Origin of the sequence: Amycolatopsis jejuensis (assembly GCF_000717335.1) — a bacterium.
Lineage (GTDB): Bacteria > Actinomycetota > Actinomycetes > Mycobacteriales > Pseudonocardiaceae > Amycolatopsis > Amycolatopsis jejuensis.
In genome coordinates this window covers 170,038-184,440 of sequence record NZ_JNYZ01000011.1, presented here as the reverse complement: position 1 = coordinate 184,440, position 14,403 = coordinate 170,038, and the positions used below count along the sequence as shown (strand labels likewise).

Annotated in this window: 11 protein-coding genes and 1 pseudogene; 9 read left to right on the top strand and 3 right to left on the bottom strand. The window is 70.7% G+C overall.

Going from position 1 to position 14,403, the window contains the following annotated elements:
* Positions 1-53: 53 nt before the first annotated feature.
* The 3 genes from OO71_RS16070 to OO71_RS16060 are packed head-to-tail and all read left to right on the top strand — an operon-like array spanning position 54 to position 2,412.
* Entirely contained in the window at positions 54-995 is a 942-nt protein-coding gene (locus tag OO71_RS16070) for an ABC transporter ATP-binding protein (RefSeq protein ID WP_033290575.1), read from the top strand.
* Entirely contained in the window at positions 995-1,573 is a 579-nt protein-coding gene (locus tag OO71_RS16065) for an ABC transporter permease (protein WP_033290574.1), read from the top strand. Before OO71_RS16070 ends, OO71_RS16065 begins: the two co-directional genes overlap by 1 nt.
* Positions 1,573-2,412: an ABC transporter permease gene (locus OO71_RS16060; protein ID WP_033290573.1), complete on the top strand. Its 840-nt coding sequence runs from the start codon at positions 1,573-1,575 to the stop codon at positions 2,410-2,412. Before OO71_RS16065 ends, OO71_RS16060 begins: the two co-directional genes overlap by 1 nt.
* A 159-nt stretch (positions 2,413-2,571) precedes the next feature.
* Here OO71_RS16060 and OO71_RS16055 read toward each other — a convergent pair whose 3' ends face one another.
* Positions 2,572-4,002 carry a S8 family peptidase gene (locus tag OO71_RS16055; RefSeq protein ID WP_033290572.1) on the bottom strand — a complete coding sequence of 477 codons (1,431 nt, stop codon included), beginning with the start codon at positions 4,000-4,002 and terminating at the stop codon, positions 2,572-2,574.
* A 653-nt stretch (positions 4,003-4,655) separates the two neighbouring features.
* Here OO71_RS16055 and OO71_RS48870 point away from each other — a divergent pair.
* From OO71_RS48870 to proB, 6 genes and pseudogenes are all read left to right on the top strand, one after another.
* Positions 4,656-4,862: pseudogene (locus OO71_RS48870) on the top strand (translation initiation factor IF-2 N-terminal domain-containing protein); the annotation flags it as partial.
* Between the two features lie 984 nt (positions 4,863-5,846).
* Entirely contained in the window at positions 5,847-8,543 is a 2,697-nt protein-coding gene (locus OO71_RS46435; protein WP_245633694.1) for a ribonuclease E/G, read from the top strand.
* Between the two features lie 161 nt (positions 8,544-8,704).
* A complete protein-coding gene (gene rplU, locus OO71_RS16045) occupies positions 8,705-9,019 on the top strand; it encodes a 50S ribosomal protein L21 (protein WP_009081084.1) in 315 nt (104 codons plus the stop codon).
* A gap of 38 nt (positions 9,020-9,057) precedes the next feature.
* Complete coding sequence (rpmA, locus tag OO71_RS16040; protein ID WP_033290571.1) at positions 9,058-9,315, top strand: 50S ribosomal protein L27; 258 nt, start codon at positions 9,058-9,060, stop codon at positions 9,313-9,315.
* Positions 9,316-9,473: 158 nt separating this feature from the next.
* Positions 9,474-10,916, top strand: a complete 1,443-nt coding sequence (gene obgE, locus OO71_RS16035; RefSeq protein ID WP_033290570.1) for a GTPase ObgE — start codon at positions 9,474-9,476, stop codon at positions 10,914-10,916.
* Positions 10,913-12,019, top strand: a complete 1,107-nt coding sequence (gene proB / locus OO71_RS16030) for a glutamate 5-kinase (RefSeq protein ID WP_033290569.1) — start codon at positions 10,913-10,915, stop codon at positions 12,017-12,019. Before obgE ends, proB begins: the two co-directional genes overlap by 4 nt.
* A gap of 260 nt (positions 12,020-12,279) precedes the next feature.
* On the opposite strand, the gene OO71_RS16025 is transcribed toward proB, so the two are convergent.
* Positions 12,280-12,717, bottom strand: coding sequence for a hypothetical protein (locus OO71_RS16025; protein WP_033290568.1), 438 nt, complete (start codon positions 12,715-12,717; stop codon positions 12,280-12,282).
* On the bottom strand, positions 12,671-14,392 hold the full coding sequence (locus OO71_RS46430; protein ID WP_245633680.1) for an AMP-binding protein: 1,722 nt from the start codon (positions 14,390-14,392) through the stop codon (positions 12,671-12,673). Before OO71_RS46430 ends, OO71_RS16025 begins: the two co-directional genes overlap by 47 nt.
* Positions 14,393-14,403 lie beyond the last annotated feature (11 nt).

Genomic DNA, 14,403 nt, shown 5'->3' with positions numbered 1-14,403 from the left:
TGCGCCGGGAAACGGGTCGAAAATTGTCGGTGGTCCGCTCTACTGTCGGCGGGGTGGGAGAGTCGGTAGCAGAACCGGCGCTGGTTCAGGCCAAGGCGCTGGTCAAACGGTTCGGAGAGTTCGAGGCAGTCCGCGGCATCGACGTCGAGGTCCGGCCTGGGGAAGCATTCGGCTTCCTCGGGCCCAACGGCGCCGGGAAGTCGTCGACGATGCGCATGATCGCGTGCGTGTCGCCACGCAGCGACGGCGACCTGCGCGTACTGGGTATGGACCCGGACGCCGAGGGTCCGCGGATCCGCGCGCGCCTGGGGGTGGTGCCGCAGGAGGACAACCTCGACGTCGAGCTCACGGTGCGGCAGAACCTGCACGTGTACGGCCGGTACTTCGGGCTGTCGCGGGCACAGGTGCGGCAGCGGGCCGAGGAGCTGATGGAGTTCGCACAGCTGTCCGATCGGGCGGAGAAACCGGTCGACTCGCTGTCCGGCGGCATGAAACGGCGGCTCACCATCGCCCGGTCGCTGGTCAACGACCCGGAACTGCTGCTGCTCGACGAACCCACCACCGGCCTCGATCCACAGGCCCGGCACCTGCTGTGGGACCGGCTTTTCCGCCTGAAAGCACGGGGAACCACGCTGATCGTCACTACGCACTACATGGATGAAGCAGAGCAGCTGTGCGATCGCTTGGTCGTCATGGACAACGGCCGGATCGCTGCGGAAGGGTCGCCCGCGGAGCTGATCGAACGGCATTCCACGCGGGAAGTCGTCGAGCTGCGGTTCGCGCCGGGGGAGCAGCAGAGTGCGGCGGAGCGGGTGGAGGGGCTGGCCGAGCGCGTCGAGGTCCTGCCGGATCGCGTGCTGCTGTACACGATGGCCGGGGAGGCCACGCTGGAACGGGCGCACGAGCGTGGGTTACGGCCGCTGTCGAGCCTGGTGCGGCGCAGTTCGCTGGAGGACGTGTTCCTCCGGCTCACCGGACGGACGCTGGTGGACTGATGACTGTCTCTTCCACCGGCCGCGTGGTCGGCCGGTTCCACGGCGCGTGGCTGCGCGTCGAGGGACATTGGACGTGGTACCGGCGGCATTGGCTCAGCACGCTGTACTCCACCGGGCTGCAACCGGTGCTGTTCCTGGCCGCGATGGGCCTCGGCTTCGGGGCACAGGTCAAGGCGGGCCCGGCCACCGGCGGCGTTTCGTACCTGGTCTACGTGGCGCCGGCGCTGCTGGTGGTCCTCGTCGGCGTGCTCACCGGGCTCGCGTGCGGTTCGCTGATGACCGCGCTGGCGTCCCGGACTTTCGACGAGGGGCAGCGGTTCGGGCTGCTGTTCCGGTTCGTGGTGATCCCGATGACGTTGTTCTCCGGCACGTTCTTCCCGATCGACCAGCTGCCCCTGTACCTGCGCTGGCTGGCGTGGATTTCACCGCTGTGGCACGGAACCGAGCTGTCCCGCGCGTCGGTGCTCGGCGGGTACCCGGCGCTCGCGCTGTTGGGGCATGTCGCGTACCTCGTCGTGCTGATCCTGGCCGGCTGGGCGATCGCGCACCGCGGCTTCTACCGAAGGCTGGTGGCGTGATGACCGAGCTGCGTACCGTCCCGGCTCCGCCGCAACGGCGCGGAATCCTGCTGCGCATCCTGCCTGCGGGCATGTACAGCGGCCGCGCGAGCGCGTTGGTCGAACGGGCCATCACCGTCTACGGCCGGTCGTGGTCGATCCTCGCCTCCGGCGCGCTCGAGCCGCTGTTCTACCTGCTCGCGTTCCAGGTCGGCTTCGGCAAGCTGGTCACGAGCGTCCCCGGTCCGGATGGCCGCCCGATGAGTTACGTCGCGTTCGTGGCGCCTGCGCTGCTGGCGTCGTCGGCCATGAACGGCGCGGTTTTCGAGAGCACGTACAACCTGTTCTTCAAACTGCGCTACGCCAAGGTCTACGACGCCATGCTGGCCACCCCGATCGGCCCCCTGGACGTCGCACTGGGTGAAATAGCGTGGGCGATGCTGCGCGGTGGCCTGTACTCGGTGGCGTTCCTGGCCGTGACGGGCGCAATGGGGTTGCTCACCTCGTGGTGGGCGCTGTTCCTTCTGCCGGTGGCGCTCCTGGTGTCCTTCGCCTTCTCGGCGATCAGCATCACTTTGGTGAGTTTTCTGAAGTCGACGTCCCAGTTCGACTACATCCAGCTCGTCTTGATGCCGATGTTCCTGTTCTCCACCACGTTCTTCCCGATCACGGTCTACCCCGAGGCACTGCAATGGGTGGTCCGGTGTTTCCCGCTGTACCACGGGATCGAGCTCATGAGAGGACTCGCAAGCGGAATCTTGTCGCCGGGCATGCTCGGAAATCTGGCCTACCTGGTGGCACTGGCAGCGATTGGAGTGTGGGGGTCGACGAGACGAATCGCCAAGCTTCTCCTCACGTGACACGGCCTGGACCCGAACCGGGGGCGGGTCAACCGGACATCGGCCTGTTCTGGTGCCGCGAGCCGGATCGCCGTCACGCCTTCCGGTAACCAGTCAGATTCTGGGCGCCCGCCTGACACCAACCAGAACCCCTCACCGGGGGCGAAATCCCGGCGGCGGTCAGCGGGCCGGGTTCGGTGGTCCGCTCTCGGAAGGCGGCACGGCAGAGCGGGCATCCGCCAAGCCATGGCCGTAGAAACCGTTGTAGTTGTCGTAGCCCGTGCAGTAGGCGTCTTGGGCGCCGTCGCCAGTGAGGTCGTAGTCGTCCGGGCAGGGCATGGGCGTTGCGCGGGACTCCAGCGCGCGGCGCAGCTCCGTCGCGGACCAGCCGGGGTGCGCCGACTTCAGCAGGGCCAGCACTCCGGCCACGTGCGGCGCCGCCATCGATGTGCCGCATAGCGGGGCATAGCCGCCGGGCACCGTTGACACCACGCATTGGTCGTCGTCGCCGCCCGGAGCGGTGACGTCCACCACTCCGAGTCCGTACGAGCTGTACCCCGCCTTCACCCGGTCCGGCCCGATCGCTGACACCGTCACCACGTCGCGGAGCCCGGCTGGCAACGCTTCGCACTTCGCGGTCCCGGACGGCGTTCCCGACCGCGCCGACGGGGTCAGGTCCACGGCCTCGTTGGTCGCGGCGGCGACGTTGAGCGTGCCGCGGGACGTCGCGTACTCCACGGCGCGCGCGAGCACCTCGTGCACCACCCCGCGGTCGTTGCCGCGTACGCACGAAAGGGACCACGGGTTTACGAACCAGCTGCTGTTGGTGATCGGCAGCCGCCGCGCCGCCGACCACATGATTCCGCACACCGCCGCCTCGGGATCGGCGTAACCGCGGTCGTCGATCACCTTCACCGACGCAATTCGTACCCCGGGGGCGACGCCGGTCACGCCCTTGCCGTCGTCCGCTGCGGCGATGAGGCCGGCGACGTGCGTGCCGTGGACCGAGGTCGTCGGCTGCCACGCGGCCGGGCTCGGGTCGGCCACGCCGCTGAGGCACCCCGCGGAGTCGGCCGCGTCGACGGCTGCGGCGAGGTCGGGATGGTTCGGGTCGACGCCGGAGTCGAGGACCCCGACCACCACGTCCCGGCTGCCCTCGGACACCTGGTGCGCGGCCGGTGCGCCGATCATGTCCATGTCCCACTGCCTGCCGGACAGATCCGCCGTCGGAACGCGAGCCGGGTCGCTGAGCGGGAGCCGCGCGCGGGAGGGTTGCGCCGGAGCAGCAGGTTGTTCGGCGGCGATCCGCGTGGCCTGCGCGCTGAACGCCCGCTGCGGCCCGATGCGGTCGGCAAACCCCGGATCGGCCGATGTGACCACCGCCACGGCGATCTGCGGGTAGTACGTCGAGAACTGGCCACAGTCCACGCTGACCTGCTGCCGCGCCGAGGACTCCGGCGTACCCCGATCGAACGCGACGACGTAGCGCACCGCCCGCCCGCCGGACGCGCATCCCGGATCCGCGGCAGCCGCCGTCGGGAGCGCGACACATCCGGAGAGCACGACGAAGGAGCACACGGCCGCTCGCAGCGGCCGCGCCAGCAGGGACACCGGACCTCCCACCGCACGGGTAACGCCGGGCGCACGCGCGCCCGAGCCGCACGCTAGCCACCGCACCCCGACGGGACAAGCGGTGCGCACAAGTTCGCCCGGGCGCATGAGGCCACGGCCTGGCTGGGCTCGCCTGCCCGGGCTCGCCCCCAGCCATCGGGCCCGGCGGGGGAGTGTGGTTGGGCGTCTTGTGGGATGAGCGACGTTGAACCGGTCGCGGCTGCCCGGACGAGTGGTGTGGGGAAACTCGCCCGGTATGGGCGGTGCGGCGCGCCCGGGTGCCTGGCGTGGGGCACCGACTACACCGGGTGCGCACACCGGTGTGGGATACTCGTGGTGGCCGCTGCGCCGACGGGCATCCCGCCTGCGTCGTGAGCGGCCCGGAGGAGTGCCGGACCGGCACCATGCGCGTCGCCCCCGGGAGGCCGGGTCAAGGTCGATGTCGTGGTGGGTGGCCCGGGGGTCGCGAGCCAGGCCGGCACCCCACCGAGCAGACGAGGACGTGCGCGGCCGCCGACCGGCGGAGCGCACGGCTGCCGGCAGGATTCCCGCCGCTGGTCACGACCACGGCGGGCACGAACAGAAAGGGCCCCTGTGCGGCCGCGTCAGCACCGGTGTGAACCGGCTGACGCGCCCGGGGGCGGAGGAGACACATGTCGAACGCGGAAACACCCGCCGACCAGACCGGCGGGAATACCGTCGCACCCACGACCAGCCGCCTGGGAGAACTCCCGCCGCGCATCCGGGTGCACGCGCTGGCCAAACTGCTCGGCCTGAGCAGCCGCGACCTGCTCGGCAAACTCGCCGAGCTGGGCGAAAGCCCGCGAAGTGCTCAGTCGAGCGTGACCAAGGAAGTCGCCCACCGGGTGGCGGTCATCCTGGATGCCGAAGCTGCCGGAGAGGCTGCCGAGACTTCGGACGCAACTGCGGCTGAACAGCCTGGTGCAGCCGGGACTGCTGGGGTTACCGGGGCTGCTGGGGTTGCCGAGCCCGCTGCGGTTCCGCATGCTGCCGCTGACCGGGAGACGGCCGCTGGCCAGGAGATCTCGCCTGGCCAGGTGGCCGAGGCTGACCGGGGAAGCGTGGCTGACTCGGAGACCGGGGCTGGTCGGGACCGGCTGGCCGGCCGCGGAAGCGTGGCTGGCCGGGAGAGCGCGGTTGGCCGGGAGAGCGCGGTTGGCCGGGAGGCGGTCGCTGGCCGGGGGGCCGCAGCTGGACAGGCATCCGGTCGCGGGGCGGTGGGCGGCGAGGCCGCTGCGGAGGAAACGTCTGCCGGTGAGGCAGGCGGGGTGTCCCCGCGGACTGGACGTAGTCAGCGTTCTGCGGCTGCACGTGCGGCCGCAGCTGGTGAAACGGCTGTCCAGGGCTCTGCCGAGCGTGCCGCGGCCGAGCAAGAAACCGCGGCGCAGGCCGGTGCGGTGGGCCGGGAAGCTCCCGCGGCGGAGGTCGGCGCGGTTTCGGGTGGTCAGGCGGGTTCCGGTGAAGCTGGCGCGCGCCGGGCAACTGCTGCCCGCGGCGCAACCGCTGCAGGTGCGGCCAGGAACGAAACGGGCGCAAGTCAGGCCACTGCCGCCGAGACTGCCGCAGGTCAGGCAACCACCTCAGCCCAGGCAACCACCCCACCCGACCAAGGTGACCAGGAAGAGTCACCCGGGCAGGGGACTGGCCGCGGTCGTACCCGGCGTGCGCGTCGTGCTGTTGCTCCGGCTATCCCCGCTGGCCAGGAGGACGTCGAGCAGGCAACTCCGGCTCGTGGGCCGGTGCACGTGCCCGTCTTTGCGGCACCCTCGCCCGTCTTCCTGCCGCCTGAGCCTGCGCAGGGGGCGCGGACTCGGCCCGAGCCGATGTTCGGCGTCGGGGAGAAGCCCGCCGAGGCCGACGCCGAGGCCGAGGAAGTCGCCGAGGACACCACCGGCGAAGCTCGCGACGAGCGTTCCGACGAGGACGACGAGGCAGGCGGCCGTCGGCGTCGGCGGCGGGGGCGGCGGGGTCGTGGCCGGGGCAAGGGCGGCGACGAGGCCCAGTCCGACACCGACGACGACACCGAAGATCTGCCTGTCAAGGAAGCAAAAGACACCAAAGACAAGTCCGAGGAGTCGTCCGCCGAAGTCGCGGACACCGAGGACGACGACGCCGAACCCGAAGGCGGCAGCAAGCGCCGCCGTCGCCGCCGCCGTCGTAAGGGCGGGGACGACGACAGCACCGAAGCCACCGGTGACGACCCGCCCAACACCGTCACGCACGTTCGCCAGGTCAAGACCGAGGCGGAGCGTCCGGCGCGCGACGAGGTGCGCAGCGTCCGCGGTTCCACGCGGCTCGAGGCCAAGCGCCAGCGCCGCCGTGACGGGCGCGAGGCAGGGCGCCGCCGTGCCCCGATCCTGTCCGAGGCCGAGTTCCTCGCCCGCCGCGAGTCGGTCGAGCGCACCATGGTCGTAGCCGAGAAGGGTGATTCCACGCAGATCGGCGTGCTCGAGGACGGGGTGCTCGTCGAGCACTTCGTGACGTCGTCGGGGACCGGGTCGATCGTCGGGAACGTCTACCTCGGCCGCGTCCAGAACGTGCTGCCCAGCATGGAAGCCGCGTTCATCGACATCGGCCGCGGCCGCAACGCGGTGCTGTACGCCGGTGAGGTCGACTGGGACGCCGCCGGCCTGGAAGGCAAGGCGCGCAAGATCGAGCAGGCGCTGTCCACCGGCGACAGCGTGCTGGTGCAGGTCACCAAGGACCCGGTCGGGCACAAGGGCGCCCGGCTCACCACGCAGATCTCGCTGCCCGGCCGCTTCCTCGTGTACGTCCCCGCGGGCGGCGCCACCGGCATCTCCCGCAAGCTGCCGGAGAACGAGCGTCGGCGGCTCAAGGACATCCTCAAGCGGATCGTCCCGGAGGACGCGGGCGTCATCATCCGCACCGCCTCCGAAGGCATCAGCGAGGAGGAGCTCGACCGCGACGTCCAGCGGCTCAAGGCGCAGTGGGACGTCATCAAGGAGAAGGCCTCCGCCGGGTCCGCCAAGAAGGGCGGCGCCCCGACGATGCTGTACGAGGAGCCGGACCTGCTGGTGAAGGTCGTCCGCGACCTCTTCACCGAGGACTTCGCGAAGCTGGAGGTTCAGGGCGGTAAGGCGTGGGACACCATCCACGGCTACGTCCAGCACGTCGCGCCCGACCTCACCGACCGCCTCCGCCGCTACACCGGCACCGGCGACAGTTTCGCCGACCACCGGATCGACGAGCAGATCATGAAGGCGCTCGACCGCAAGGTCTGGCTGCCCTCGGGCGGGTACCTGGTCATCGACCGCACCGAGGCGATGACCGTCATCGACGTCAACACCGGCAAGTTCACCGGATCGGGCGGCAACCTCGAGGAGACGGTGACCCGCAACAACCTGGAGTCGGCGGAGGAGATCGTCCGCCAGCTGCGGCTGCGGGACATCGGCGGCATCATCGTGATCGACTTCATCGACATGGTGCTCGAGTCCAACCGCGAGCTGGTCCTGCGCCGCCTCACCGAATGCCTCGGCCGCGACCGTACGCGGCACCAGGTCGCCGAGGTCACGTCGCTGGGCCTGGTGCAGATGACGCGCAAGAAGATCGGCACCGGGCTGCTCGAGGCGTTCTCCACGCCGTGCGAGCACTGCAAGGGCCGCGGCGTGATCGTCACGACGGAACCGCAGCGCACCGGCGGCGGCAACGGCAATGGCGGCACCGGCGGGACCGGCAACAACGGCCACAGTCACGGCGGCGACACCAAGAGCTCGCGGCGTTCCCGCGGCCGCGGCAAGGGCGAAGACCAGCACCCGGAGCACAAGACCGAGCCGGCCGGGCCCACCCCGGAGCAGCGCGAATCGGTCGCGTCGGCGGTGCAGGCGATGGCGAACGCGTCGAAGGCCGCCTCGGCCCGCGGGGAGCACGAGCCCCACGAGGCAGCGGCGGCCTCGGCGGACGCCGGTGCGGCCGAGCGGTCTCCGGCCGGGCGACGGTCCGAGCAGGGCACCACCTCCGTGGCGAAGGCGGAGATGGGCGCATCTGAGCGGGTCGCAACCGGTCAATCGGGAACCGGTCAGGCCGGGACGGGCCAGTCCGGATCCGGTCAGGCTGCAACCGGCCAGTCGGGATCGGGCCAGTCCGGAAGCGATCAGGCTGCAACCGGCCAGGTCGCGTCCGAGGCGGCCGGGCAGCCGAAGCGCGGCACGGCCGAGTCACCCGGGGCGGCCGAGCAGGCGCCCACCGGCGCCGCGCAGGCGGGACGAGGAGGCGAGCAGCCGAAGTCCGCGACTGCCCAGGCCGCCGAACTGCCGTCGTCCGGCACCGGACGCCCGGTGTCCGGCGAGTCCCAGCCGGAGCGCGCAGCCGCACCGGAACAGGCCCCCGTGGCCACCCCTTCTCCGGAGCCGGAATCCGCCCCCGCGGATGCCGTTGCCCCGGTGGCCGAGGAACCCGAGGTCAGCGTGCCGGCTCCGGCCGCGCGGAGCACCCGGCGCCGTCCGCGCCGTGCCGCTTCGCGTCCGGCGGGCCCGCCGGTGCACGCTTCGGACCAGAGCTGATCCACCACGGGTACCCCGGGTGCAACCACACCCGGGGCCTCCCGTAACCTGTAGTACGGCTCTCCGCCAGAGGGAGCCGCTGCGCGAGCACCTGGACCGCCCCCGGGCGGGCCGGCCGCGCCAGCCCATTAACCCATTGTCGAGTAATGCAGGAGACTTCCGTGTCGGCGTACGCGATCGTCAAGACCGGCGGCAAGCAGTACAAGGTGGCCGTCGGCGACGTCGTCGAGGTCGAGAAGCTCGAGGGCGAGCCGGGCACCGAGCACACCTTCCCCGCCGTGCTGTTCGTGGACGGTGGCGAGGTCACCACGGACGCCGACGCGTTGGCGAAGGTCTCGGTCACCGGCAAGGTCGTCGAGCAGACCAAGGGTCCGAAGATCCGGATCCACAAGTTCAAGAACAAGACCGGCTACCACAAGCGCCAGGGTCACCGGCAGAAGCTGACCCGCGTCGAGGTCACCGGTATCTCGAAGTAGTTCCCCGGATCTTCGCAAGACTGAAAGAGGCTTGAGCAATGGCTCACAAGAAGGGTGCGTCCAGCTCCCGCAACGGTCGTGACTCCAACGCCCAGCGGCTCGGGGTCAAGCGCTTCGGCGGCCAGGAGGTGAACGCCGGCGAGATCCTGGTCCGCCAGCGGGGCACCAAGTTCCACCCCGGCGTCAACGTCGGCCGCGGTGGTGACGACACGCTGTTCGCGCTCGCCACCGGTGCCGTCCAGTTCGGCACCAAGCGCGGCCGCAAGACGGTCAACATCGTCCCGTCGGAAGCGTAACGAGCGTTCTTACGGGCGACGTGTGTCCGCGGAATGCGCGGACCACGTCGCTCGTTACATTTCACCCGGGGGCCCGAGCCCCCGGACCCCCACGGTGCGGCCGCTGGCAGACCCAGCGTGGTCCGCACCGTTTTTCGTGTGAATTGTGAGGCAAAGCCATGGCGTCCCGGTTCGTGGACCGCGCGGTCATCCACCTGACCGCCGGCGACGGGGGAAACGGCTGTGCCTCCGTGCACCGCGAGAAGTTCAAGCCGCTCGGCGGCCCGGACGGCGGCAACGGCGGCAACGGCGGGGACGTCACGCTGGTCGTCGACCCCAACGTGCACACCCTCCTCGACTTCCACTTCCGCCCGCACGCCCGCGCCGGCAACGGCAAAATGGGCATGGGCAGCAACCGCAACGGTGCCGCCGGTGAGGCGCTGGAGATGAAGGTCCCGGCGGGCACCGTCGTGTTCACCGAGGACGGCGAACTGGTCGCCGACCTGGTCAACCCGGGCACGCGCTTCGTCGCCGCGCAAGGCGGCCGCGGCGGGCTCGGCAACGCGGCGCTCGCGTCGAAAGCCCGTAGGGCACCCGGGTTCGCGCTGCTCGGCGAGCCGGGGGAGAACCGCAACCTGGTGCTGGAGCTGCGGTCGGTCGCCGACGTCGGGCTGCTCGGCTTCCCGTCCGCTGGCAAATCGTCGCTGATTTCGGTGCTGTCCGCGGCCAAACCGAAGATCGCCGACTACCCGTTCACCACGCTCGTGCCGAACCTCGGCGTGATCACCGCCGGGTCCACTGTGTACACGATGGCCGACGTACCCGGCCTCATCCCCGGCGCCTCCGAAGGCCGCGGTCTCGGCCTCGACTTCCTGCGTCACATCGAACGCTGCGCCGTCCTGGTGCACGTCGTCGACTGCGCGACACTCGAACCGGGCCGCGACCCGCTGTCCGATGTGGACGCTCTCGAAGACGAGCTCGCGCGCTACACCCCGGGGCTGGGGGGCAAGCTCGAGGAACGTCCGCGCGTGGTGGTCCTGAACAAGATCGACGTCCCGGAAGCCGCCGAGCTGGCCGAGTTCGTGCGTCCCGAGCTGGAGGCCCGGGGACTGCGCGTGTACGAGGTGTCCACCGCGTCGCGCAAGGGCTTGAAGGAGCTCAGCTTCGCGCTCGCCGAGGTCGTCGAGACCTACCGCGAGGCGCAGCCGGTGCTGGAGCCGGAAAAGATCGTGCTGCACCCGCTCGCGGTCGACGACAGCGGGTTCACCGTGTCGCCGGACCCGGAGGAGGACGGTGCGTTCATCGTCCGCGGCGCGCGTCCGGAGCGCTGGATCCGGCAGACGAATTTCGCCAACGACGAGGCCGTCGGCTACCTCGCGGACCGGCTCAACCGGCTCGGTGTCGAAGACGCGCTGGCCAAGCACGGCGCGAGGCCGGGCAGCCCGGTCACGATCGGCGACATCCAATTCGAATGGGAGCCCACCACGCCCGGCGTGGCCGCGCATCTGTCCGGCCGGGGCACCGACGTCCGGCTGGAGCGGAGTGACCGCGTCGGCGCGGCCGAGCGCAAGGAAGCCCGCCGGATCCGCCGCGACGGCACCGGCGAGGACGAGGACCAGTGAGTGGCACGCGGAAGGAAATCGCGGACGCTCGGCGGCTGGTCGTCAAGGTCGGCTCGTCCGCGCTGACCACCGCGGGCAGCGGGCTCGACACGGCCCGTCTCGACGCGTTGGTCGACGCCATCGCCGGCCGCGCCGCCCGGGACGCGCAGATCGTGCTCGTGTCGTCGGGCGCGATCGGCGCCGGGCTCGCGCCGCTGAAACTCGGCAAACGCCCGCGTGACCTGGCCACGAAACAGGCCGCGGCGAGCGTCGGGCAGCTCGCGCTGGCGCACGCGTACGCCGAATCGTTCAGCCGCTACTCGCTCACCGTGGGGCAGGTGTTGCTCACGTCCGACGACGTCGTCCGCCGTTCCCATTACCGCAATGCGCAACGCACGTTCTCCCGGCTGCTCGCGCTCGGCGCGGTGCCCGTGGTCAACGAGAACGACACCGTGGCCACGCAGGAAATCCGCTTCGGCGACAACGATCGGCTTGCCGCGCTGGTGGCGCACCTGATCGGTGCGGACGCGTTGATCCTGCTGTCCGATGTGGACGGTCTGTACGACGGCGACCCGCGCGACGGGGCCACCCGCAAGATCACCGAGGTGCTCGGCGAGTCCGATGTGGACGGGATTGCGGTCGGCATGTCGTCGTCCGGGCTCGGCACCGGCGGCATGGTCTCGAAGCTCGCCGCGGCCCGCACGGCGGCCGGAGCCGGTATCCCGGTGCTGCTGGCCGCTGCGGTCGACGCCGGAGACGCACTCGGCGAGGCAACCGTCGGTACCGCGTTCGCGCCTGCCGACGCCCGGCTGTCCGCGCGCCGGTTCTGGCTCGGCTACGCCGCCGACACGTCCGGCAAGCTTCACCTCGACGACGGCGCGGTGCGGGCGATCCTGCGCCGCCGGTCGCTGCTGGCCGCCGGAATCACCGGGCTGGACGGCGATTTCCAGGCCGGTGACGTCGTCGACCTCGTGGACGCCGCGGACGTCCCGGTGGCGCGCGGCGTGGTCGGCTTCGACGCGGGGGAGCTGCCTGCGCTGATCGGCCGGTCGAGCCACGAGGTGCCGGTGGAGTATCGCCGCGAGGTCGTGCACGCCGACGACCTGGTCCCGCTGCGCCGCTAGCTGTAGTGCCCGGTGAGGTTGTTGACGCGGGTGATGGGTGGGTGGCCGACGAGTGCGTCGTAGTGCAGGAATGTGGGGAGTGTTGTGGCTCGGTGGTGTGAGCTGGTGCGTCGGTCGCGCTGGAGATACCCAGCTCGGCGCTGACCTGCGCGACCGGGCGTCCGGTCCGGACACGTCAGACACCAGCACCACACGGAGGTCTTCGTCATGATCAACCCGACGCGCCGCTCACCCGACAACAACGTCCATGATCACTACAGCTAGCCGCCGCCGGACCAGCGCCCGCCCGGTGGCAGGGCGTACTCGTCGTAGAGCAGGTCGGCCAGTTCCTGCCAGCCGGACGGGTCGGCCGGGAACGTCCGCCCGCCGGGTGCGGTCAGGACGGCGTGCTCCTCGGCGTCGGCGACCAGCGAGATCGGGACACGGAACTCGTCGTAGTCGTGCCGCACGAACCACAGCTGCCCGAGGGTGAACCGGCGGCGGGCCACCACCGGACTGCGCACGTCGACGTCGGAGATCCCGGTGTCCGTGGTGGTCCACAGTGGAGTGACCTTGAGCCCGGCCAGGTGCACGAGCTGCGGTTTCCGGCCTTCCTGCTCGAAGCGGTAGTACGGCCGCTTGCGCCAGCGCTCCCACCGCAGCCGCCGCCGTTCACGCGCGATCGGGCCGCGCAGCCCGGCCAGTGCCTCGGCGATCACCTCGAGGTGCGGACGTGGCCCGGATCTTCGGACACCGGATCTCCCTTCGCTCCCGGCGCAGGCTACTCCGAAGATCGGGGACCGGTCCCCACCAGCGCGCGAAGCTCGAACTTCCGGATCTTGCCGCTGGCGGTCCGCGGCAGCTCCGGCAGGACCTCGACCCGCTCCGGCCAGTACTGTTTTGCCACGCCTTCTCCGCGAGGAACACCCGCAGTTTCTCCAGGTCCAGCGTGGTGCCGGGCTTGAGCACCAGGCAGGCGCACGCACTTTCCTGCAGCCGGGGATCGGGGACGGCGACCACGGCGGCCGCCTCGATGTCCGGGTGCTCGTAGAGGACGTTCTCCACATAGGCGACCGGGATGTTCTCCCCGCCGCGGATGATCACGTCCTTGGTGCGGCCCGCGATCCGGAGGTAGCCGGCGTCGTCGATGGTCGCGAGGTCGCCGGTGTCGAACCATTCGCCGTGAAAGCTGTCGCGGGTCAGGCCGAGCCGTTCGGCATAGCCGACGAACAGGAACGGCCCCGCGACCTGCAGCCTTCCCTCCGTGCCGGACGGCAGTTCGGTCCCGTCGGCGTCGACGACCCGGATCTGCATCCCCGGCCACGGGTACCCGTCGGTGTCGATCAGCCGCTCGTCCGGGTCGCCCGGGATGCCGAGCGTGACCAGCGCGTTCTCGCTCTGGCCCCAGCCACCGAGCACGACGAGACCGGGCAGCTTCTGCCGCGCCTCCCGCACGAGTGCCCGCGGGATCGGTGCGCCCATGCAGCAGAACCGCTGCAGGGACGAAAGGTCGTGGTCGGCGAGATTCGGTGCGGACAGCAGGTCGTGCAGGAACGGGGTGGCCGCGGAGGTGTAGGTGATGCCGTGGTCCTCGACGAGTTCGACGAATCGCGCGGCGTCCCACACGTCTTGCAGAACGCAGGTCGCGCCGTTCTGGACACCGAGCCTTGCGCCGTAAAGGAAACCGGTGAGATGTGCGAGCGTCGACGCCATGTGCAGCACGCTGTCGGACGTGATGCCCAGCCGCGCCGGCAGCGGGTTGTTGGCCGCGATGGCGGTGTTGTGCGTGTGCATCACGCCCTTGGGCTCGCCGGTGGTGCCGGACGTGAAGATCAGCAGCGTGACGTCGTCGGGATCGGGCCGCCACGACGGCAGCTCGCGCCGTTCCTCCCACGGCGTGGCGGCGAACTCGTCCCACGACGACCCGACCACCAGTACGCGTTCCAGGTCGGGCCATTGGGGACGGAGCCGCGACACCATGGCCGGGTAGTCGAAACCGCGGAATTCCTGTGGCACCACCAGGACTTTGGACCTCGCGAGCCCGACCATGAACCCGACCTCGCGTTCGCGGTGGATCGGGATGAGCGGGTTGCTGATCGCGCCGATCCGGCTCGCGGCGTAGTGCACCACGATCCACTCGATCCGGTTGGGCAGCTGGAACGACACGACGTCGCCCGGCCGGACGCCGAGGTCCCAGAACCCGGCTGCGCAGCGGTCGACCTCCTGCTTGAGCCGCGCGTAGCTGATGCTGCGCTGTGGATCGGCGAACGCGGTCTTGTCCGGCGTGGCCGCGGCCGCGTCGTCGAGGTAGTCGGTGATGGTGCGGTTCACCCAGTACCCGGCGCGGGTGTGGGTTTCGATCGTCTCGTCGTCGAGGATCGTCGCGAACGGCATGGCAGGCTCCG

Coding starts and splice junctions, on each gene's coding strand:
- obgE (WP_033290570.1), top strand. CDS start 9,474: ATGGCGTCCCGGTTCGTGGACCGCGCGGTCATCCACCTGACCGCCGGC.
- OO71_RS16065 (WP_033290574.1), top strand. CDS start 995: ATGACTGTCTCTTCCACCGGCCGCGTGGTCGGCCGGTTCCACGGCGCG.
- rpmA (WP_033290571.1), top strand. CDS start 9,058: ATGGCTCACAAGAAGGGTGCGTCCAGCTCCCGCAACGGTCGTGACTCC.
- OO71_RS46435 (WP_245633694.1), top strand. CDS start 5,847: ATGTTCGGCGTCGGGGAGAAGCCCGCCGAGGCCGACGCCGAGGCCGAG.
- OO71_RS46430 (WP_245633680.1), bottom strand. CDS start 14,392: ATGCCGTTCGCGACGATCCTCGACGACGAGACGATCGAAACCCACACC.
- OO71_RS16060 (WP_033290573.1), top strand. CDS start 1,573: ATGACCGAGCTGCGTACCGTCCCGGCTCCGCCGCAACGGCGCGGAATC.